General features: G+C 66.6%; 18 protein-coding genes. 2 read left to right on the top strand and 16 right to left on the bottom strand.

Features of this window, described 5'->3' with window-relative positions; genetic code table 11:
• Positions 1–44: 44 nt before the first annotated feature.
• Both xcpS and gspE read right to left on the bottom strand, forming a co-directional pair.
• A complete protein-coding gene (xcpS, locus tag RTK35_RS17090; protein ID WP_142007877.1) occupies positions 45–1,262 on the bottom strand; it encodes a GspF family T2SS innner membrane protein variant XcpS in 1,218 nt (405 codons plus the stop codon).
• Positions 1,263–2,750 (bottom strand): type II secretion system ATPase GspE, encoded by a 1,488-nt coding sequence (gene gspE / locus RTK35_RS17085; protein ID WP_083422335.1) that lies wholly within the window; start codon positions 2,748–2,750, stop codon positions 1,263–1,265. It lies immediately after the preceding gene.
• A gap of 340 nt (positions 2,751–3,090) precedes the next feature.
• Here gspE and RTK35_RS17080 point away from each other — a divergent pair, with 340 nt between their 5' ends.
• Together RTK35_RS17080 and gspD are read left to right on the top strand one after the other, a co-directional pair.
• Positions 3,091–3,657, top strand: a complete 567-nt coding sequence (locus RTK35_RS17080; RefSeq protein WP_232104267.1) for a type II secretion system protein N — start codon at positions 3,091–3,093, stop codon at positions 3,655–3,657.
• 4 nt (positions 3,658–3,661) lie between these two features.
• Complete coding sequence (gene gspD / locus RTK35_RS17075) at positions 3,662–5,596, top strand: type II secretion system secretin GspD (protein ID WP_107328353.1); 1,935 nt, start codon at positions 3,662–3,664, stop codon at positions 5,594–5,596.
• A 216-nt stretch (positions 5,597–5,812) separates the two neighbouring features.
• On the opposite strand, the gene RTK35_RS17070 is transcribed toward gspD, so the two are convergent.
• The 14 genes from RTK35_RS17070 to RTK35_RS17005 all read right to left on the bottom strand — a co-directional run bounded on the left by RTK35_RS17070 (position 5,813) and on the right by RTK35_RS17005 (position 21,881).
• A complete protein-coding gene (locus tag RTK35_RS17070; protein WP_268192811.1) occupies positions 5,813–6,589 on the bottom strand; it encodes an SDR family oxidoreductase in 777 nt (258 codons plus the stop codon).
• Entirely contained in the window at positions 6,589–7,800 is a 1,212-nt protein-coding gene (locus RTK35_RS17065; protein ID WP_316908567.1) for an O-succinylhomoserine sulfhydrylase, read from the bottom strand. The genes RTK35_RS17070 and RTK35_RS17065 overlap by 1 nt, the downstream gene beginning before the upstream one ends.
• Positions 7,801–7,883: 83 nt before the next feature.
• Positions 7,884–9,389 carry an amidophosphoribosyltransferase gene (gene purF, locus RTK35_RS17060; protein WP_044408636.1) on the bottom strand — a complete coding sequence of 502 codons (1,506 nt, stop codon included), beginning with the start codon at positions 9,387–9,389 and terminating at the stop codon, positions 7,884–7,886.
• 84 nt (positions 9,390–9,473) lie between these two features.
• On the bottom strand, positions 9,474–9,986 hold the full coding sequence (locus tag RTK35_RS17055) for a CvpA family protein (protein WP_074968464.1): 513 nt from the start codon (positions 9,984–9,986) through the stop codon (positions 9,474–9,476).
• A gap of 94 nt (positions 9,987–10,080) precedes the next feature.
• On the bottom strand, positions 10,081–10,737 hold the full coding sequence (locus RTK35_RS17050; RefSeq protein ID WP_316908566.1) for an SPOR domain-containing protein: 657 nt from the start codon (positions 10,735–10,737) through the stop codon (positions 10,081–10,083).
• Positions 10,738–10,751: 14 nt separating this feature from the next.
• Positions 10,752–12,029, bottom strand: a complete 1,278-nt coding sequence (gene folC, locus RTK35_RS17045) for a bifunctional tetrahydrofolate synthase/dihydrofolate synthase (protein WP_182852196.1) — start codon at positions 12,027–12,029, stop codon at positions 10,752–10,754.
• Positions 12,026–12,916: an acetyl-CoA carboxylase, carboxyltransferase subunit beta gene (gene accD / locus RTK35_RS17040; RefSeq protein ID WP_074968472.1), complete on the bottom strand. Its 891-nt coding sequence runs from the start codon at positions 12,914–12,916 to the stop codon at positions 12,026–12,028. Before accD ends, folC begins: the two co-directional genes overlap by 4 nt.
• 272 nt (positions 12,917–13,188) lie before the next feature.
• Positions 13,189–13,812, bottom strand: a complete 624-nt coding sequence (locus RTK35_RS17035; protein ID WP_316908565.1) for a phosphoribosylanthranilate isomerase — start codon at positions 13,810–13,812, stop codon at positions 13,189–13,191.
• A gap of 58 nt (positions 13,813–13,870) precedes the next feature.
• Positions 13,871–14,731, bottom strand: coding sequence for a tRNA pseudouridine(38-40) synthase TruA (truA, locus tag RTK35_RS17030; protein WP_316908564.1), 861 nt, complete (start codon positions 14,729–14,731; stop codon positions 13,871–13,873).
• 3 nt (positions 14,732–14,734) lie between these two features.
• Positions 14,735–17,551 carry a FimV/HubP family polar landmark protein gene (locus RTK35_RS17025; RefSeq protein WP_316908563.1) on the bottom strand — a complete coding sequence of 939 codons (2,817 nt, stop codon included), beginning with the start codon at positions 17,549–17,551 and terminating at the stop codon, positions 14,735–14,737.
• Between the two features lie 152 nt (positions 17,552–17,703).
• Positions 17,704–18,708 (bottom strand): aspartate-semialdehyde dehydrogenase, encoded by a 1,005-nt coding sequence (locus RTK35_RS17020; RefSeq protein ID WP_316908562.1) that lies wholly within the window; start codon positions 18,706–18,708, stop codon positions 17,704–17,706.
• A 104-nt stretch (positions 18,709–18,812) separates the two neighbouring features.
• The gene (gene asd / locus RTK35_RS17015) at positions 18,813–19,925 is read right to left on the bottom strand and encodes an aspartate-semialdehyde dehydrogenase (protein WP_044408660.1); all 1,113 of its coding nucleotides are present in this window, start codon (positions 19,923–19,925) and stop codon (positions 18,813–18,815) included.
• 57 nt (positions 19,926–19,982) lie between these two features.
• The gene (leuB, locus tag RTK35_RS17010; protein ID WP_279861933.1) at positions 19,983–21,065 is read right to left on the bottom strand and encodes a 3-isopropylmalate dehydrogenase; all 1,083 of its coding nucleotides are present in this window, start codon (positions 21,063–21,065) and stop codon (positions 19,983–19,985) included.
• A 51-nt stretch (positions 21,066–21,116) separates the two neighbouring features.
• Positions 21,117–21,881 (bottom strand): class I SAM-dependent methyltransferase, encoded by a 765-nt coding sequence (locus RTK35_RS17005; protein WP_316908561.1) that lies wholly within the window; start codon positions 21,879–21,881, stop codon positions 21,117–21,119.
• Position 21,882 lies beyond the last annotated feature (1 nt).

The following is a 21,882-nucleotide window of genomic DNA, read 5'->3' as shown; positions in this document are numbered from 1 at the left end:
CGATGAGGGTGAAGCCCCTCTGTAGACGGCTCGATTTCACGCGTTTACCCCACGAGTTGGTTGAGAGAAAGGATGGGCAGGAGAATAGCCAGGACGATGACCAATACCACGGCGCCCATGAACACCAGCATGAAGGGCTCGAACAGCCCCACCAGCAGCGCGATCTGCGCGGCCAGGTCGCTTTCCTGGTTGCGGGCGGTGCGGGCCAGCATCTGGTCCAGCTCGCCGGAACGTTCGCCGCTGGCCACCATGTGCAGCATCATCGGCGGGAACTGACCGGTCTGCTCCAGAGCGCGGGTCAGGCTGCCGCCTTCGCGCACTTTCTGTGCGGCCAGCACCACTTCGGCACGGATCACCCGGTTGGCGATGACCTCGGCGGCAATGCCGAGGGCCTCCACCAGCGGTACGCCGCTTCGGGTGAGGATCGCCAGGGTGGAGGCGAAGCGCGCGGTGTCGGTGGCACGCACCAGACGCCCCACCAGCGGCACCCGCAGCAGGATGCCGTGCCAGCGCTGACGCGCCGCCTCCTGGCGCAGCGCCAGGCGGGTCGCGGTGATGCCGGCCACCAGCAGCAGGATGGCTAGCCAGCCCCAGTGCTTGACCAGGTCGCTGAGGGCGATCAGGCCACGGGTGAGCAGCGGCAGGGTCTGCCCGGAATCGATGAACACCCGCACCACATCCGGCACCACGAAGCCCAGCAGGAAGCCGACGATGCCAAGGGAGGCGCACATCAGGATCACCGGGTAGAGCAGTGCCAGCTGGATCTTCTGCCGCGACTGCTGGCGTTGCTCGGTGTAGTCCGCCAGTTGTTCCAGCACCGGGCCGAGGTGGCCAGCGTGCTCCCCCGCCGAAACGGTGGCGCGGTAGAGCTCGGGGAAAGCAGCGGGAAACTCGCGCAGGCTGCCAGCCAGGCTGTGACCCTCCAGCACCTTGGCGCGCACCGCCAGCAGCATCGACTGGATGCGCGATGAGGTGGACTGGGCCGCCGCAGCACGCAAGGCCTCTTCGATGGGCAGCGCCGCCTGCACAAGAGTCGCCAGTTGGCGCGTCACCAGGGCCAGGTCGCGGGCGGACAACCCCCGGGCGAAGCCGAAACGCTGGCCGCCGACGGCCTGCTCGCGGGTGCGGGTGGCCTTGACCTCCAGCGGCGCCAGCTGCCGCTCGCGCAGCAATTGGCGGACCTGACGGGCACTGTCGGCCTCCAGCACGCCCTTCTGCTGGCGTCCGCGGGCGTCCAGGGCGATGTATTCGAAGGCGGCCATTTATTCTTCCCGGGTTACGCGGAGGACTTCTTCCACGGTCGTCACGCCTTCCAGCACCTTGCGCTTGCCGTCGTCACGGATGCTCGGGCCGGAGCGGCGGGCGTGGCGGGTCATCTCCTGCTCGGAGGCGGCGTTGTGGATCAGGCTGCGCATGTGGTCGTCGAACACCACCAGCTCGTAGATGCCGGTTCGCCCGCGATAGCCCTGCTGGTGGCATTCACTGCAGCCACGTGCGTGATAGAGGGTGACCGGCTGCGTCGGGTCGACGCCCAGCAGCTGGCATTCGGCAGCGTCGGCCTGGTAGGCCTCCTTGCAGTGCGGGCAGAGCACCCGCACCAGGCGCTGGGCCAGCACGCCCAGCAGGGAAGACGACAACAGGAAGGGCTCGACGCCCATGTCCACCAGGCGGGTAATGGCCCCGATGGCGCTGTTGGTGTGCAGGGTGGAGAGCACCAGGTGACCGGTGAGCGAGGCCTGCACGGCGATCTCGGCGGTCTCGTGGTCGCGGATCTCGCCCACCATCACCACGTCCGGGTCCTGGCGGAGGATGGCCCGCAGGCCCCGGGCGAAGGTCATGTCCACCTTGGGATTGACCTGGGTCTGGCCGATGCCTTCCAGGTGGTACTCGATGGGGTCCTCGACCGTGAGGATGTTGCGGGTGCGGTCGTTCAGGGTGGTGAGGCTGGCGTAGAGGGTGGTGGTCTTGCCCGAGCCGGTGGGGCCGGTGACCAGCAGGATGCCGTGGGGCTTGCGCACGGTCTCTTCCATCAGCGCACGGTCCCGCGCACTCATGCCCAGGTGTTGCAGGGTCAGGCGCCCGGCCTGCTTGTCGAGCAAACGCAGCACCACGCGCTCGCCATTGGCCGAGGGCAGCGTGGAGACGCGGATGTCCACCTCGCGGCCGGCCACCCGCAGGGAAATGCGGCCGTCCTGGGGGATGCGCTTCTCGGCGATGTCGAGCTTGGCCATGACCTTGATCCGCGACACCAGCAGCGCCGCCAGCTCGCGCTTGGGCTCCAGCACTTCGCGCAGGATGCCGTCGACGCGGAAGCGCACCACGAGGCGCTTCTCGAAGGTTTCCAGGTGGATGTCCGAGGCGTTCTCGCGGATCGCCTCGCCGAGGATGGCGTTGATCAGGCGGATGATCGGTGCGTCGTCCTCCTGCTCCATCAGGTCGGTGGTCTCGGGCATCTGCTCGGCCAGCGCGGCGAGGTCCAGGCTGCCGCCCAGGTCCTCGGCCAACTGCATGGTGGCGGACGAGTCGTGTTGATAGGCCTGGGCCAGGGCCTGGTCGAAGGCCTCGGGGGCAAGCGCCCGGAACGGCAGGCTGCGCCCGACGAAGCGGCGGGCCTCGGCCAGGGCCACCAGCTCGGCGCCCTGGCGATGGGCCAGGCAGGGTTCGGCGCCATCCTGGAGGAAGACACCGTGGCGTTTGGCGAAACCGAATGGCAGGCGCCGCAGCGGCGCGTCCAGCGAAGAGGAATTCATCCGTGTCATGCCTTAATGAAATCACCCCGGAAACGTCTAGCACGGGGTCTGACGGTTGTTCGGCGAATCCCTGCCGAATTCTTTTCGTTGTGCTGCCGGATGCACGGCAAGTCGTAAAAAAACGGCGCTATCTTTAGCACATCGTCGCCGGTCGTACATCTTCCGGACGCTTGCAGCGTGATCCATTCGTGCTGCTATGATCAACGCACTTTTTCCCCGACGTACCCCCACAATCACCACTGACTCGCCTCGCGGAGACCCTCTTTTGCCCGTTCCAGGTGCCCGATATCGCTTGCAGGAAAAGGCCCCCGTCGTCGTCGGGGTGGCGCTGGTCGCAGCGATGAGCCTGAGCCTCGCCTGGCAGACCGCCGACTGGATCCGCCTGCTGCGCGCCCCCGCCCCCACCAGTAGCGACAGCCCGCAAGCGGCGGCGGTTCCGCCCAGCCTCGACCGCCTGGATCGCCTGTTCGGCCCGGCCCGCATCCAGCAGGAGGGACCGCCACCGGCGACCAACCTGCGCCTGGTGCTGCTCGGCAGTTTCATCAACGCCGACCCGGCACGTTCCAGCGCCATCATCCGCGCGGACGACAACAAGCCGAGGCGGATACTGGCAGGCGAGTCGATCAGCGACGGCGTACGCTTGCACGCTGTCTACCGCGACCGGGTGGAGATCGAACGGGGTGGCCGCCTGGAGACCCTGACCTTTCCCCATACCCGCCCCAGTGCAACCGTTTCGCCGGTGATGGACGCAGCGCCCGCCGACGGAGCGATCGAGGCACTCGAAGGCCTTCAGGACGAGAATGCCGCCGAGCTGCGTGAGCGCATGGAAGCCCTCAGAAAACAGATGGAAGAATCCGGCGGCCTGCCCCCGGACTCACCGCCCGAACAGCCCATGGAAAGCGAATGAATCAATGCCCACAGCCCTCTCGCGCCTGAGTATTGCCGTACTGGTCGCCGGACTTGCGACCGCCCCGCTCCCCGTTTTCGCCGCCGAACCCGTTTCCGCCTCCAGCAGCAGCCAGCAGGACAGCTGGACGATCAACCTCAAGGATGCGGACATTCGCGAATTCGTCGACCAGGTGGCCGACATCACCGGGCAGACCTTCATCGTCGACCCGCGGGTGAAGGGCCAGGTGAGCGTGGTCTCCAAGGCGCCGCTGAGCCTGTCGGAGGTCTACCAGCTGTTCCTCTCGGTGATGGCCACCCACGGCTTCACCGTGATCACCCAGGGTGACCAGGCGCGGATCATCCCCAACGCCGAGGCCAAGGCCGAAGCCGGTAGCGGCCCGGAAGCACCGGACACGCTGGAGACCCGGGTGATCCAGGTCCAGCACGCGCCGGTCACCGAGCTGATCCCGCTGATCCGCCCGCTGGTGCCGCAGTACGGCCACCTGGCCGCGGTGACCTCGGCCAACGCACTGATCATCAGCGACCGCGCCGCCAACATCGCCCGCATCGAAGACCTGATGCGCCAGCTGGACCAGAAGGGCGACCGCGACTACACCGTGCTCAACCTGCAGAACGCCTGGGTGATGGACGCCGCCGAGGTGCTCAACAACGCCGTCACCCGCGGCCAGGCCAAGGGCACCAACGCCGCCCAGGTGATCGCTGATTCCCGCACCAACCGACTGATCATCGTCGGCCCGCCTTCGGCCCGGGCCAAGCTGGTGTCCCTGGCGCAGTCCCTGGACACACCCACCGCGCGCTCGGCCAATACCCGGGTGATCCGCCTGCGCCACAACGATGCCAAGGCCCTGGCGACCACCCTCGGCGAGATTTCCGAGGGTCTCAAGTCCCCCGAAGGCACCGAGCAGAAGGGCAAGCCGCAGAACATCCTCATCCGCGCCGACGAGAGCCTCAATGCCCTGGTGCTGCTGGCCGAACCGGACACGGTGAATGCACTGGAAGACATCGTCCGCCAGCTGGACGTGCCCCGCGCCCAGGTGATGGTGGAAGCCGCCATCGTGGAAATCTCCGGCGACATCAGCGACGCCCTCGGCGTGCAGTGGGCCGTGGACGCCCGTGGCCGCACCGGTGGCATGGGGGGTGCCAACTTCGCCAACACCGGCCTGTCGGTTGGCACCGTGCTAAAGGCCATCCAGGACAAGAAGGTGCCGGACTCGCTGCCGGACGGCGCCATCATCGGCGTCGGCACCGACCACTTCGGCGCCCTGGTCACGGCATTGTCGGCCAACAGCAAGAGCAACCTGCTCTCCACGCCGAGCCTGCTGACCCTGGACAACCAGAAGGCGGAGATCCTGGTGGGCCAGAACGTGCCCTTCCAGACCGGCTCCTACACCACGGGCTCAACCGGTGCCAGCAACCCCTTCACCACCATCGAGCGCAAGGACATCGGCGTGACCCTCAAGGTCACCCCGCACATCAACGAAGGCGCCACCCTGCGCCTGGAGATCGAGCAGGAAATCTCCTCCATTGCTCCGACGGCCAGCGTCAGTGCCCAGGCCGTCGACCTGATCACCAACAAGCGCTCGATCAAGAGCACCATCCTCGCCGAGGACGGCCAGGTGATCGTGCTCGGCGGCCTGATCCAGGACGACATCACCACCACCGATTCCAAGGTGCCGCTGCTGGGCGACATCCCCCTGCTCGGCCGGCTGTTCCGCTCCACCAAGGACAGCCATGTGAAACGCAACCTGATGGTGTTCCTGCGGCCCACCGTGGTGCGCGACCGCGCCGGCCTGGCGGCGTTGTCGGGCAAGAAGTACAGCGACATCCGCGTACTTGGCGACCCGGGCCCGCAACGCAGCCGCCCGAGCATCCTGCCGTCCGAACCGGCCCAGCTGTTCGACGGCCAGGGCACCCCGGCCATCGACCTGCGCCCCTGAAACGCAAACGGGCGGTGACGCGCCAGCGCTACCGCCCGTTCAGGCCCCTCCCCGACCTCAGGGCACCTCTAAAAACTACCTGCGTTGTCATCGCGGCGTTAAAAGCAGGCTCGTGCGCGAGTCCGATCAAAATGCTCATTTACCGCACGTAAACTGCGCTTTTTCGCCTGCTTTCGCCTTGCGCTGACCGCCTCGCCTACGTTTTTAGAGCCCCCCTCAGTCGAGGTAGATCATCTTGCGGGTCATCCCGCCGTCGACACGGTAGTCCTGGCCGGTGACGAACGCCGCCTGGTCGGACAGCAGCCAGGCCACCAACGGCGCCACATCCTCCACCAGCCCGACCCGCCCCACCGGGTGCTGGTCATGATCCAGTTCGGTGAGCGGCACGGCCTCGCGTTCGGCACGGTCGCGGCTGTCGATCCAGCCGGGGCTGACCGCATTCACTCGGACATCCGGCCCCAGGCTGATGGCCAGGGCATGGGTCAGCGCCACCAGGCCACCCTTGCTCGCGGCATAGGCCTCGGTATCCGGCTCGGACTGGTGGGCGCGGGTCGAAGCGATGTTGACGATCGCGCCCTTGTGCGCCCGCAGGTACGGGGCGCAGTGCTTGGCCAGCAGCATGGGCCCGGTGAGGTTGACCGCCAGGGTGCGGTTCCAGGCCGACAGCTCAAGGCTTTCCAGCGGTGCGCCATGGGGATCGGCAACGGCGGCGTTGCACACCAGGGCATCCAGCCGGCCGAACTGGCCGAGGACCTCGGCAATGCCCACGGCCACCTGGCTTTCGTGAGCCACGTCCATGCCGACGAACCAGGCATTGGGGCCCAGCGCCTTGGCGACCTTGGAACCCCGGGTCCGATCGATGTCGGACAACACCACCTGCCAGCCTTCGGCCAGCAGCCAGGCGGCGACGCCCAGCCCGATGCCCCGGGCCGCGCCGGTAACCAGCGCGACCTTGCCATTGTTGGCGAGGCAGGTTTCAACACTCCACTCCATCACAGAACCGCCAGGCCTCGCGCCAGGTCCGCCTGGATGTCGGCCACGTCTTCGAGACCGACCGCCACGCGGATCAGGTTGTCGGCGATGCCGGCATTGGCCCGCTCCTGGGGCGACAGCCGCCCGTGGGAGGTGGTGGCCGGGTGGGCGATGGTGGTCTTGGTGTCCCCCAGGTTGGTGGTGATGGAGATCATCCGGGTGGCATCGATGAAGCGCCACGCCGCCTCCTTGCCGCCCTTCACCTCGAAGCTGACCACGGCGCCGAAGGCCTTCTGCTGGCGCTTGGCGAGTTCATGCTGGGGGTGGCTTTCCAGGCCGGCGTAGTGCACCCGTTCGATGCCCGGCTGGGTCTCCAGCCAGCGCGCCAGCTCCAGCGCACTGGTGCTGTGGGCCTGCATGCGCACGCGCAGGGTTTCCAGGCCCTTGAGCATCAACCAGGCGTTGAAGGGGCTGAGGGTCGGGCCGGCGGTCCGCAGGAAGCCCACCACCTCCTTCATGTGCTCGGCACGACCGGCCACCACGCCGCCCATGGCGCGGCCCTGGCCGTCGATGTACTTGGTGGCCGAGTGCATGACGATGTCGGCCCCCAGCTTCAGCGGCTGCTGCAGCGCCGGGGTACAGAAGCAGTTGTCCACCACCAGCAGGGCGCCCTTGGCGTGGGCGATTTCGGCCAGGGCGGTGATGTCCACCAGCTCGGCCAGGGGGTTGGACGGCGACTCGACGAACAGCAGACGGGTGTTGGGCTTAATCGCCGCTTCCCAGCCGGCCAGGTCCGACAGCGCCGGGTAGTCCACCTGCACACCGAAGCGCTTGAGGTACTTCTCGAACAGGCTGATGGTGGAGCCGAACACGCTGCGCGAGACCAGTACATGGTCGCCGGCACTGCACAGGCTCATGGCGATGGAGAGGATCGCGGACATGCCGGAAGCGGTGGCCACGGCCTGCTCGGCGCCTTCCAGCGCGGCGATGCGCTCTTCGAAGGTGCGCACGGTGGGGTTGGTGTAGCGCGAGTAGACGTTGCCCGGCACCTCGCCGGCGAAGCGCGCAGCGGCATCGGCGGCGGTGCGGAACACGTAGCTGGAGGTGAGGAACATGGCCTCGCCGTGCTCACCTTCCGGCGAACGGCGCTGGCCGGCACGCACGGCGAGGGTGTCGAAGGAGGCGCCTTCGAGGTCACTGTCCAGCCTTCCGGCTTCCCATTCTTGCGTCATAACCCTATCTCTCCAGAAACGAAGCCCGGATCGGGTCCGGGCTGCGGGGTGTCACGGAGGGCGCGGCCTGGGCCGCGCCTGGCTCAGTTGTTGTACAGGTCGATGATGGCACTGACCGCACTGGCCTTGACCTTGGCGAGGTCGTTGCGGGCCTGCTCGATCTTGTCCAGGTACTGCTCGTCGACGTCACCGGTGATGTACTGGCCGTCGAACACGGCGCAGTCGAAGTGCTCGATCTTCACCTTGCCACCGCCGACCGCTTCGATCAGGTCCGGCAGGTCCTGGTAGACCAGCCAGTCGGCACCGATCAGCTCGGCCACGTCCTCGGTTGTCCGGTTGTGGGCGATCAGTTCATGGGCACTCGGCATGTCGATGCCGTAGACGTTGGGGTAGCGCACCGCCGGAGCGGCGGAGCAGAAGTAGACGTTCTTGGCGCCGGCTTCGCGGGCCATCTGGATGATCTGCTTGCAGGTGGTGCCACGGACGATGGAGTCGTCCACCAGCATCACGTTCTTGCCGCGGAATTCCAGTTCGATGGCGTTGAGCTTCTGGCGCACGGATTTCTTGCGCGCCGCCTGGCCCGGCATGATGAAGGTCCGGCCGATGTAGCGGTTCTTCACGAAGCCTTCGCGGAACTTCACGCCCAGGTGGTTGGCCAGCTCCAGTGCCGCGGTGCGGCTGGTGTCCGGGATCGGGATGACCACGTCGATGTCGTGGTCGGGGCGCTCGCGCTGGATCTTCTCGGCCAGCTTCTCGCCCATGCGCAGGCGCGCCTTGTAGACGGAGACTCCATCCATGATGGAGTCCGGACGCGCCAGGTAGACGTGCTCGAAGATGCACGGGGAGAGCTTCGGCGCCTTGGCGCACTGGCGGGTGTAGAGCTTGCCTTCCTCGGTGATGTACACCGCCTCGCCCGGGGCGAGGTCACGGATCAGGGTGAAACCGAGCACGTCCAGAGCCACGCTCTCGGAGGCGATCATGTACTCGACGCCTTCGTCGGTGTGGCGCTGGCCGAACACGATCGGGCGGATGGCGTTGGGGTCGCGGAAGCCGACGATGCCGTAGCCGGTGATCATCGCCACCACGGCGTAGCCGCCCAGGCAGCGGTCATGCACGCCGGAGACGGCGGCGAACACGTCTTCCTCGGTGGGCTGCAGCTTGCCGCGATGGGCCAGCTCGTGGGCGAACACGTTGAGCAGCACTTCCGAGTCGGAGTTGGTGTTCACGTGGCGCAGGTCGGACTCGTAGATCTCCTTGGCCAGCTGCTCGACGTTGGTCAGGTTGCCGTTGTGGGCCAGGGTGATGCCGTAGGGCGAGTTGACGTAGAACGGCTGCGCCTCGGCGGAGCTGGAGGAGCCGGCGGTGGGGTAGCGCACATGGCCGATGCCCATGTGGCCGACCAGGCGCTGCATGTGGCGCTGCTGGAACACATCGCGCACCAGGCCATTGTCCTTGCGCAGGAACAGGCGGCCGTCATGGCTGGTCACGATCCCGGCCGCATCCTGGCCGCGATGTTGGAGAACGGTGAGCGCGTCATACAGCGCCTGATTGACGTTCGACTTGCCGACGATACCGACGATGCCACACATGTGACGCAACCCCTGCTAGTAGTTCGAGCCAATACTGGGCGCCGCACGGGGTTTACCCCGGGGTGGCGCCCTTCGTCTAGCAGCTCAGCCGGGTGGGCTGACGCTGCCGTTGAGCCACTGACCGGTCAGACCCAGGATCAGGTTCTTGGACCAGTCGGCGACCATGAGAAAGTGCGGCAGCAGCGTGGACTGCTGCCACCAAGGATCCTGTTGCACCGGTGCCAGGCTGAGCAGGCCGACCAGTACCACCACCAGCAAGGCCCCGCGCGCCGCGCCGAAGACCATGCCAAGGAAGCGGTCGGTGCCGTCCATGCCGGTGACCCTGATCAGTTCGCCGATCAGGAAGTTGACCAACGCCCCCACCAGCAGGGTGGCGATGAAGAGAATGGCGCAGGCCGCGATGACGCGGGCCGAGGGCATTTCGATGAATTGGGTGAGGTGCTGCGACAGCGCGCCCCCGAACATCCAGGCGACTGCACCGGCAATGATCCAGGTGAGCAACGAGAGGGCTTCCTTGACGAAGCCGCGCCTCAGACTGATCAAGCTGGAAATGGCGATGATGGCGATGATCGCCCAATCGACCCAGGTGAATGCCACGTATGCAGCCCACGAACGGAAAAGGCGGGCATTTTAACAGAGGCCTTGGACTCCGGTAACCCGCGAATCAGAAAGGTCCGACGGCGGTGCTGACTCAGCCCTTCTCCGGCTGGAACCGCACTACGAAACCGTTGAGCTTCTGCTGGCGGCTGAGGGAATCACGCAGGCGCTCGGCTTCGGCACGCTCGATGACCGGCCCGACGAACACCCGGTTCATGCCGTCCGCGCTGCGGATGTAGGCGTTGTAGCCCTGGTTGCGCAGGGACTTCTGCAGGTTCTCGGCACTGGCCCGGTTGGACAGGCTGGCCAGCTGGATGGACCAGCTGACGGGCAGACCGTTGGGGTCCAGGCGCTTTTCCTCGGCCTTGGCCGCCGGCTGCGCCGGAGCAGCCTGGGGTTGAGCCTGGGCGACGGGCGGGGCCGCAACGGGCTGTGCAGGTGCCGGGGCCGGCTGCTGGCGCGGCGCCTGGCTGGGCGCCGGAACGGCAGGGGGAGTGGCCGGCACCTGGGCCACGCCACCGTTGGCGTCCAGCGGGGGCACGGGCTCGTCCGGCAGGGCCTGGGGCTCGGGGACCTGGACGTCCTCCAGCTCGGTCGAGGGCATGGCCGGCGCCTGGGGCATCGGCGGTGCTTCGACGTGCACCTGGCGCAACTCGTCCTCGCGGGTGAACAGCATCGGCAGGAAGATCACGGCCAATGCCAGCAGCACCACGGCGCCGACGATACGTTGCTTGAGTCCCTTGTCCAGCACGGCTACCCCCACTATCAAGCCTGCTGCGCGAGCCAGGCCAGGGCCTCGGCCACGCAATAGAACGATCCGAACACCAGGATTTCATCCCCCTCCCCGGCCTGTTCGCACTGCGCCTGCAGGGCGGCGGCGACGGACTCATGGCCATGCACCCGCGCCCCCAGGGCATCGAGGGCAGCCTGCAGTTCGCCGGCCGGCCGGGAACGGGGCGACGGTAACGCAGTCACCGCCCAGTCCGCCAGATGCGCGTGCAGCGGGCGGAGCACGCCGTCGAGGTCCTTGTCCGCCAGCAGGCCGAACACAGCCAGGCGGCGCCCCGCAACAGGCCGCGCAACCAGGCGGCCGGCAAGGAATTCGGCGGCATGGGGGTTGTGCCCGACATCCAGCACCAGGGAGATGCGTTTGCCTTGCCACAGGATGTTGCGACGCTCGAGACGCCCACTGACCTGGGTAGCGGCCAGGGCCTGCGCCAGGTGCTCGGGCTGCCAGGGCAGGCCAAGCAGCGCATAGGCCTGCAGGGCGAGGGACGCATTCTCCTGGGGCAGGTCCAGCAGCGGCAGGTCGTGTAATTGCAGCAACTCGCCGGACGGCGAGCGGCCACGCCAGTGCCAGCTCTGCTCGGCCTCGGCCAGGTCGAAGTCGCGCCCCCGCACCAGCATCGGCGCACCGATCTCGGCAGCCCGGCCCAACAGGGGGGCAGGCGGGTCGAGATCACCACACACGGCTGGCTTGCCCGGGCGGAAGATGCCGGCCTTCTCGAAGGCCACGCTTTCACGGGTGTCGCCGAGCCAGTCGGCATGGTCGATACCAATGCTGGTGACCAGGGCCAGGTCGGCATCGGCCAGGTTCACGGCGTCGAGCCGTCCACCCAGGCCGACTTCCAGCACCACGGCATCCAGGGTTCGGCGCTGGAACAGCCAGAAGGCCGCCAGGGTGCCCATCTCGAAATAGGTCAGGGTGATATCGCCACGCGCCGCTTCGACTGCGGCGAAGGCCTCACAGAGGGCCTCATCGCTGGCGAGGCCGTCGTCGAACTGGACGCGCTCGTTGTAGCGCAGCAGGTGCGGTGAGCTGTAGACCCCGACGCGCAGACCCTGGCTGCGCAGCAGCGCAGCCAGGAATGCACAGGTGGAACCCTTGCCGTTGGTGCCGGTGACGGTGATCACCTTGGGGGCAAGCTGCCCGATACCCAGGCGCTCGGCCACCTGCCGGCTGCGCTCCAGCCCCATGTCGATGGCGCTGGGGTGGAGGTGTTCGAGGTAATCGAGCCAGTCGGCGAGGGTTCTCTGGGTCATGCAGTGGCCGGTACGGGGGTGGGTTCGGGAGACGGCAGGTTCTGGAACTGGGCGAGCAGACGCGACAGGCGGCTGCGCAGTTCCTGGCGGGGGATGATCATATCGATGGCGCCGTGTTCCAGCAGGAACTCGCTGCGCTGGAAGCCTTCAGGCAGCTTCTCGCGCACGGTCTGCTCGATCACGCGCGGGCCGGCGAAGCCGATCAGAGCCTTGGGCTCGCCGACGATCACATCGCCCAGCATGGCCAGGCTGGCCGACACGCCGCCGTAGACCGGATCGGTCAGCACGGAGATGAAGGGAATGCCCTCTTCGCGCAGACGCGCCAGGACGGCGGAGGTCTTGGCCATCTGCATCAGGGAGATCAGCGCCTCCTGCATGCGCGCGCCACCGGAGGCGGAGAAGCACACCAGCGGGCAGCGCTTCTCCAGCGCAACGTTGGCGGCACGCACGAAGCGCTCACCGACGATGGCGCCCATGGAGCCGCCCATGAAGGAGAACTCGAAGGCGCAGGCCACGATGGGGTTGCCTTCGAGGCTGCCGCTCATGGCGATCAGGGCATCCTTTTCACCGGTGTCCTTCTGCGCGGCGGCCAGGCGGTCCTTGTACTTCTTGCTGTCGCGGAACTTCAGGCGATCCACCGGCTCGAGGTCGGCGCCCAGTTCTTCCCGGCCTTCGGCATCGAGGAAGATGTCCAGGCGAGTGCGCGCATCGATGCGCATGTGGTGGTCGCACTTGGGGCAGACATTCAGGGTCTTCTCGAGCTCGGGCTTGTACAGCACGGCATCGCAGGACGGGCACTTGTGCCAGAGGCCTTCGGGTACCGAGCTCTTCTTAACTTCGGAACGCATGATCGAAGGGATCAGCTTGTCTACCAGCCAGTTGCTCATGCTCTCGTTCTCCATAGCTTCAGGCCCGAACACGCGCTAGCGGCTCGAAGCGCTGCGCCTGTTCCTGAGCGAAATCAAATTCATGGCCGGGTTCGCCCCGACCGCCGCCGCCATCCACGCCAATAGAACGTGCCGGCAGCACCTGGTTCCGGCCCGGCTCGCGGCGCTCCCGGGGAGCGTCCGAGCGGACAACTGGGTTATGGACGGCAGCCCGCTCGCCGTCGTCACATCCAGTCGAGCGCTGCCGCTCGACACGATGGCGGGAAAGACGATCACTCGGCAGAGCGCACGGCATCGATGAAGGCTCGGATCAGCACAGGATCCTTGATGCCCTTGGCCGCCTCGACCCCGCCACTAACATCGACGGCATAGGGGCGCACACGACGGATGGCCTCGGCGACGTTGCCGGGAGTCAGGCCACCGGCGAGCACCACCGGGCGGGAAGGCGCGCTGGGCACCAGGCTCCAGTCGAAGGCCTCGCCCGTGCCGCCGGGCGTGCCAGGCACGTAGGTGTCCAGCAGAACGCCGGATGCATCCGGGTAGCGGTCGATCAGCGCCGGGACATCGTCACCGGGACGGATACGCAGGGCCTTGAGATAGGGGCGCCCATGGCACCGGCATGCCTCCGGCGATTCGTCGCCGTGGAACTGCAGCAGGTCGAGCGGCACCGTCGCCAGCACGCTGTCCAGTTCCTCCCCCGGCATGTCGACGAACAATCCGACCGTGGTCACGAAGGGCGGCAGAGCGGAGATGATCGCCCTCGCCTGCTCGGCGGTCACGGCCCGGGGACTGGGCGCGTAGAACACCAGCCCGATGGCATCGGCACCGGCGGCTACAGCCGCCAGGGCGTCCTCGACACGGGTGATGCCACAGATTTTGACGCGAACGGTAGACAACGTGCAGACACCTGCTGGGCAAAAAGTTGCTGGATGGTAGCAAAGGTCCGCTACAGCGTCAGCTTGCGTCTTCAGGCATCCAGGAGAGGAAATGCGGCCCCAGGTAACGCCTGGGAAGCTCGAACTCCTCCGGGTATTCCACCTTCACCAGGTACAGCCCGTAGGGGTGCGCAGTGACACCGCCGGTACGCCGGCAACGGCTTTCGAGGATTTCCTTCGCCCACTCCGGCGGGCGCTCGCCGGCACCAATGGCCATGAGCACGCCTGCGAAGTTGCGCACCATGTGGTGGAGGAAGGCATTGGCTCGCACGTCCAACACGATGAAACGGCCATGCTCGTGGATCTGCAGGTGATGGACCGTCTTCACCGGCGACTTGGCCTGGCACTGTTTGGCGCGGAACGAGGTGAAGTCGTGGGTGCCCACCAGGTAGGCAGCCGCCTCGCGCATGCGCTCGACATCCAGTGGCCGGTGGTTCCAGGTCACCTCTTCGGCCATGTGGGCCGGGCGGATCGGGTCGCTGTAGATGACGTACCGATAGCGCCGCGCCATGGCGCTGAAGCGCGCATCGAAATGCGCAGGCATGGCCTGGGCCCAGGTGACGCTGATATCGCCGGGCAGGTTCATGTTCGCGCCCATGGTCCAGGCGTGCATGGAGCGCTGGACCGGCGTGTCGAAATGCACGACCTGGCCGCTGGCGTGAACCAGCGCGTCTGTCCGGCCCGCGCAACTGAGGGTGACGGGATGCCCGCCAGCCACTTTGGTCAGCGCCTTCTCGAGGGCTTCCTGGATGGACGGCACACCGGCGATCTGGCGCTGGAAGCCACGGTAGCGGGAACCCTTGTACTCAACGCCAAGGGCGATTCTGGAAATGCCAACGGCAGCCTTTTCGGCTGCCGTTGCGGGTACTGCTTGTGTCATGGATCAGCTGATACGGGCGATCAGGTCGCGCGCTTCCTGTTGCTGGGTTTCGCTGCCTTCGGTCAGCACCTCGTCGAGGATGTCGCGAGCACCTTCGGTGTCGCCCATGTCGATGTAGGCACGTGCCAGGTCGAGCTTGGTGGAGGTTTCGTCGGTGCCCGAGAGGAAATCGAAGTCGTCGTCCCCTTCCAGGTCCGCAGCAGGTGCCGCGACTTCAGGAGCCGGAGCCGGGATGGGCGCCTCTTCGGCCGGCTGGTCGAGGCTCTCGGCGAGCTGGTCCAGTTCGGCGGTGACTTCATCCAGCTTGGCGGCGAAGCTGTCTGCCTGCGGCTCGGCGTGCGCCGGCTCTTCGGGCATGGACAGGTCGAAGTCGGAAGGCAGGTCGAAGTCACTGGTCTCGAGCTTGGCGGGCTCGGCGGCCGGCAGGTCGTCGTCCAGGCTCAGCAGGAAGTCGTCTTCCGCAGCAGCCGAGGGCTTGGCGCCTTCGTCCAGGTCCAGGCTGAAATCGGCCAGGTCGTCACCCAGAGAAAGGTTGTCCTCGGCGAGGGGCTTGCTGTCGAGATCCAGGTCGAAACCGAGGTCGTCGTCAGCGGTGGCGGGGCTGGAAGCCGGCAGGTCGAGGTTCAGATCGGCATCCAGATCCAGGTCGTCGAGGCTGGGCAGGGGCTCTTCGACCGGGGCACGGGCGGCGGGCGTGGCATCCAGTTCGTCGTCGAGGCTGAGGTCGAAGGCATCGTCCAGATCCTGCGGCTTCTGAGTCGGAGCAGCCGGCTCGTCCAGGGTCAGGTCGTCGAGGCTGAAGCTGTCCAGGTCGTCTGCAACCGAGGCAGCGGCAAAGCCGACACCCGCGGCCGCCACGGCGGCCATGGCCGGGTAGCGGGACTTGAGCAGGTCCACGTCAGCCTGGGCACCACCGATTTCACGCAGCTCGCCTTCCTGGCGGGCGAAACCGTCGCGATCACCGAGTTCGGCGTAGACCTCCATCAGTTTCAGGCGCAGGTCCGCGCGATGCGGCTCGTCGTTGATGGCGTTCTGCAGCAGCTCGGCAGCCTGGTTGAAGCGGCCGTAGGCGATATAGATGTCGGCTTCGCTGAGGGCGTCGCCAGTCTGGGCGGTGACACGCTCCTCGGACGCGCCCTGGGCTGCGGCCGCTGGGGCGGCAGCCGGCTCGACGTCGAAACCGGAGAAGGCGTTGTCCTGCAGGTCGAGATCGCTGTCCGCATTGGTATCGCCATCCTGGTCGGCCAGGCTGTTCTGCAGCTCGGCTTCCTTCATGGCGTTACGACGGGAAAGGATCATCAGTACCACCAGCAGCACCAGCAGCGCGCTGCCGCCAATGATGCCCAGCAACATGGTGTTGCCCATCAGTTCGTCGAGGAAGCTCGGCTGCTCGGCCTCGACCGGGGGAACCGGCGCCGGAGTCGGGGTCGGCTGGGCAGCGGGCTTCTCAACGGCTTCAGCCGGCTCTGTGGCCGGCTGCTGGTTCTGGGTCTGGCTGGCCGCATCGGGTGCGGCCGGCTCCTGGTTGTAGTTGTAGTCCGGCGCGGCGCCGGCCGGCGGAGTCGCCGGGGCGCCCGCCTCGGCGGGCGCCTGGGTCTGCGGTGCAGGTGCGGGCTGCTCGGCGGCAGGTGCCGGCGGCGTGGTGGAAGCCGGTGCAGCCGGAGCGGCGGCCTCGGGCTTCTTGGACAGATCGCCCTGCATCTTGGCGAGCTGGTCGTCCTTGAGCTGGATCAGGCGCTGCAGCTTGTCGAGCTGGCTCTGCAGATCCGTCATCCGGCTCTTCAGTTCTGCGTTCTCGCGGCGGGTGGTGTCCAGGCTTTCCTGGGTGACCGCCAGCTTCTCGGCCAGGGCCTTGGCGTTACCGTTGGCGGCACCCTTCTCGCTGCCGGCGGTTGCCTTGCCGCTCTCGGCGGAAACCAGACGCAGGCTGTCCTTGCTCTCGGCCTTGGCCGGGGCGGCACCCGCGGAGGAGCGCTTGGTGGCATCCAGCTGGCGCTGACCAGCGGTATCGGCCACGGCACCGCCGCTGCGCCAGGCAGCATTCTGGGCGGCGACCTGGGCAATGGCCTCGGACTGGGAACGGCTGGCGATCTGCTGCTCGGTCGGCATGCGCAGGACCTGGCCGCTCTTCAGACGGTTGATGTTGCCACCCACGAAGGCGTCGGGGTTCAGGTCCTGGATGGCCAGCATGGCCTGGTGGACGCTGCCGCTGGCGCGGTTGCGCTGAGCGATGTCCCACAGGGTGTCCTTGCCGGTGGTGCGGTAATCGCCGCCACCTGCAACCTTGCTGGCACTGGCGGCCGGAGAAGCGGACGGAGCCGGAGCGACCGGTGCAGCAGCGCGCGGTGCAGCCGGGCGAGCCTGTTGGGCCGGCGCGGTGGCAGCCAGAGCAGGAGCGACGGCAGCAGTTTCAGGCGAATAGGCCGGCGGATCGAGCAGCAGGGTGTACTCGCGCAGCAGTCGGCCGTTGGGCCACAGCACCTCAACCAGGAAGTTGAGGTAGGGCTCGCGCACCGGTTTGCTGGAGGTCACACGCACCACGCTCTTGCCGTTGGGCTTGAGCACGGGGGTGAACTTGAGATCCGTGAGGAAATACTGGCGATCAACGCCCGCCTTGCCGAACTCTTCGGCGGAAGCGAGGCTGGGAACGACTTCACTGGACGACAGATCGCGGACGTCGAGCAACTCGATCTCAGCATCCAGCGGCTGGTTCAATGCAGACTTGAGAGTGACTTCACCAAGCCCAAGGGCATGTGCCATGCCGGAAGACAGAGCCGAAGCTGCCGCAATTGCCAGTACCAGTTTGCGAACCCGAACCATAGCGTAATCCCTTGTTTTATCTTTTCTTCTCGCTCGAACGAGAGGGTAATTGATCGCCGCCACAACGCGCGCTTTGCGCTTCCCCGCCAGCGATCAACCAGATCAGTATTGTCAAGCTAGAAAAGTACTTCAAATTTTCAGGTAAGTATCTTTTACAGATAGTGTTTTATCAACAACTCGCCAGACTGTATGGCATTGAGCGCAGCGCCTTTTCGCACATTATCTGACGCAATCCACAAATTGAGTTGACGTGGATCTTCGAGGCCCTTTCTCACGCGGCCGACGTAGATCACATCCTGCCCAACAGCGTCACCTACTGCCGTGGGATAGTCCCCCAACTCGACGCACTCCAGCGCATCGGCCTCTTCCAGTGCAGCGTTGACTGCACCGAGATCCACGTCCTTGGCGGACTGGATGCAGACACTCAGGCTGTCGCCGAAGAACACCGGCGCCAGGACGCAGGTCGCCGCGACGTACAGCCCCGGCGAAGCCAGGACCTCTTTCAATTCCCGTGCCAGGCGCCGCTCAAGCTGAGCATGACCTTCCTCGTCCACCGCGTCGGGTTGCGCGAGGATATTGAAGGCCACCTGCCGGTCGAAGAAGCGCGGCTCCAGCGGGCGCGCATTGAGCAATTCGGCCGTCTGGCGGGCCAGTTCATTCACACCCTCACGCCCCCGGCTGGATAACGAAAGACAGGCCGTCACACAGACGCGCTCAGGTGTCAGGACTTCCCGCAACGGCGCGAGCACACTGGCAAGCGCGACGGCAGAGGGGCTGGGGCTGATCAGTGCGAATGGGGCCTGGAGCTGTGCCAGGGCCGAGTCGTTGGCCCCTGCAACCAGCGCCACGCCCTGCTCCAGCGCCCCGGACAGGTCGATCACCGAGCAACCGGCCTGCAGCGCACGGGAGGCAAAGCTGCGGGTCACGGCCTCGCCGGCGGCGAAGAAGGCCAGGCGGACACGGGCGAAATCGAATTCGGCGACATCCCGCACGCGCAGGTTCTTGCCGCGAAACGGCACGGAAGCGCCGGCAGACTCGATGCTGGCCAAGAGATGCAGGGTGGATACGGGGAACTCGCGCTCCTCGAGGAGTTGGACGAGGGTTTCGCCGACGGTGCCGGTGGCGCCGATCACGGCGATTTCAAGGGACGGGCTCATGGTCATTGCCTATGGCGAAACGGGGAGCGGCACTTTAACCGTCACCCCGTATGCAGGCAATCGGACCGATTGGCGCGGGCGAGCCCCGCCCGCGCCAGGTTCGATCAACGCTCCAGCAGGATGCGCAGCATGCGGCGCAGCGGCTCGGCAGCGCCCCAGAGCAGCTGGTCACCCACGGTGAAGGCGCCCAGGTACTGCGAACCCATGTTCAGCTTGCGCAGGCGGCCGACCGGAACCGACAGGGTGCCGGTCACGGCAGTCGGGGTCAGCTCACGCATGCTGATCTCACGATGGTTCGGCACCAGCTTGACCCAGGGGTTGTGCTGGCTGATCAGCCCTTCGATATCGGCGATCGGCACGTCCTTGTTCAGCTTGATGGTCAGCGCCTGGCTGTGGCAGCGCATGGAGCCGATGCGCACGCAGATGCCGTCCACCGGGATCGGGCTCTTGAAGCGGCCGAGGATCTTGTTGGTCTCGGCCTGGCCTTTCCATTCCTCGCGGCTCTGGCCGTTGGGCAGTTCCTTGTCGATCCAGGGGATCAGACTGCCGGCCAGCGGTACGCCGAAGTTCTCGGTGGGGAAGGCTTCGCCGCGCATGGTCTCGGCGACCTTGCGGTCGATGTCGAGGATGGCGCTGGCGGGGTTGGCCAGGTCATCGGCGACGGCCGCGTGGGTGGCGCCCATCTGCTTGATCAGCTCACGCATGTTCTGCGCGCCGGCGCCCGAGGCCGCCTGGTAGGTCATGGCGCTCATCCACTCCACCAGTCCGGCTTCGAACAGGCCGCCCAGGGCCATCAGCATCAGGCTGACGGTGCAGTTTCCGCCGATGTAGTTCTTGGTGCCGGCATCCAGGGAATGATCGATGACCTTGCGGTTGACCGGATCGAGGACGATGACCGCGTCATCCTGCATGCGCAGGCTGGAGGCGGCGTCGATCCAGTAGCCGTTCCAACCCGCTTCACGCAGCTTGGGGAAGACCTCGTTGGTGTAGTCGCCACCCTGGCAGGTCAGGATCACGTCGAGGGTCTTCAGCTCTTCGATGCTGTAGGCATCCTTCAGCGGGGCAATGTCCTTGCCGACCGCCGGACCCTGCCCACCGACGTTGGAAGTGGTGAAGAACACCGGCTCGATCAGGTCGAAGTCCCGCTCCTCAAGCATCCGCTGCATGAGCACCGAACCCACCATGCCGCGCCAACCGATCAGACCTACACGCTTCATGACAACTGCACCTTTCAGGAAAAAAGTGGGCCGCTGCCGCGCAGCGGGCCCGACAGATTACAGATTACGCAGGGCCTCGACCACTGCATCGCCCATGGCCTGGGTACCGACCTTGGTCGTGCCCGGGGAATAGATGTCACCGGTGCGCAGGCCCTGGTCCAGCACGCGGCTCACGGCCTGTTCGATGGCATCGGCAGCGGCGCCCTGGATGAAGCTGTAGCGCAGCATCATCGACACCGAGAGGATGGTCGCCAACGGGTTGGCGATGCCCTGGCCGGCGATGTCCGGTGCGGAGCCGTGGCAGGGCTCGTACATGCCCTTGTTGTTGGCGTCCAGGGAGGCGGACGGCAGCATGCCGATGGAGCCGGTGAGCATGGAGGCCTCGTCGGAAAGGATGTCGCCGAACATGTTGTCGGTGACCATCACGTCGAACTGCTTCGGCGCACGCACCAGTTGCATGGCGGCGTTGTCGACGTACATGTGGCTGAGTTCGACGTCCGGATAGTCCTTGGCCACCTCCTCCACCACCTCGCGCCACAGCTGGCTGGAGGCGAGGACGTTGGCCTTGTCCACCGAGCACAGCTTCTTGCCGCGCACGCGGGCCATGTCGAAGCCGACGCGGGCGATGCGGCGGATCTCGCTCTCGCTGTACGGCAGGGTGTCGTAGGCCTGGCGCTCGCCATTCTCCAGCACGCGCTGCTCGCGGGGCTGGCCGAAATAGATGCCGCCGGTCAGCTCGCGGACGATGAGGATGTCCAGCCCGGCGACCACTTCCGGCTTGAGGCTGGACGCTTCAGCCAGTTGCGGATAAAGGATGGCCGGGCGCAGGTTGGCGAACAGGCCCAGTTGCGAGCGGATCTTCAGCAGGCCGCGCTCCGGGCGGATGTCACGCTCGATCTTGTCCCACTTCGGGCCGCCCACGGCGCCCAGCAGCACGGCATCGGCCTTGCGGGCGCGCTCCAGGGTCTCGTCGGCCAGGGGCACACCATGCTTGTCGATGGCGGCGCCACCGATCACGTCGTGCACCAGCTCGAAGCCCAGTTGGTACTTGTCGTTGGCCACCTCGAGCACCTTGACCGCCTCGGCCATGATCTCCGGACCGATGCCGTCACCGGGGAGAACCAGAATCTGCTTGCTCATGCTTTCCTCGTCATTCATCTGTCGGCGCCTCGGCGCCGGGGTGTTCAGTGTTCAGCGCTCGGCCCAGAGCACCAGCACGTCGGTGCTGAAAGAGCCGTCCGCTGCAATCTCGAAATACTCGCGCACCTCGTCGCCCACCGAGCGCTGCAACGCCAGGATGGCCTCGCGGAATACGTCCGGCGTGCGCATGCGCTCGATCCAGGTGGCGAACTCCAGGCGCAGGCGCTGCCGCTTGGAGGCGGTCAGTACCAGCCCGGCCTCGCCGACCAGCCGTGCCCATTCGGAGGGCGAATAATCGCGCACATGGCTGGTGTCGCGCAGCACTTCCACCGTCTGCAGGTGGGTATCCAGCAACGGCAGGCCAGGCGCGACCACATCGATGAAGCACGCCGCGCCGCCCGGACGCAGGACCCGACGCACTTCGCGCAGGGCCTGGCCGACGTCCCGCCAGTGATGGGCGGAATAGCGGCTGAAGACATAGTCGAAGGACTGGTCATCGAACGGCAGGCGCTCGGCAGCCCCCTGTTGGGTGCGGATGTTGTCCAGCCCCCGCTCGGCGGCCGTGCGGGCGACCACGTCCAGCATCTGGGCGGACAGGTCGTAGGCCACCACCTCGTCGCAGAACTCGGCGACCTGGAAGCTCACATGACCGGCACCGCAGCCCAGGTCGAGTACCCGGGCCCTGGCGTCAGCCGCCACCGTCTCGCGTAGCAGGACGAACTCCTCGCCCTGGGCGTGAACGGCACTGTTCAGATAGGCGGTGGCCTGGCTGCCGAACTGGCGCTGGACCACATCCTCGTGCTGGCTGGCGGTCATG

Origin of the sequence: Pseudomonas sp. zfem003, from assembly GCF_032621675.1 — a bacterium.
Classification (GTDB): Bacteria; Pseudomonadota; Gammaproteobacteria; order Pseudomonadales; family Pseudomonadaceae; genus Metapseudomonas; species Metapseudomonas otitidis.
This window is presented reverse-complemented; position numbering and strand designations above follow the sequence as displayed.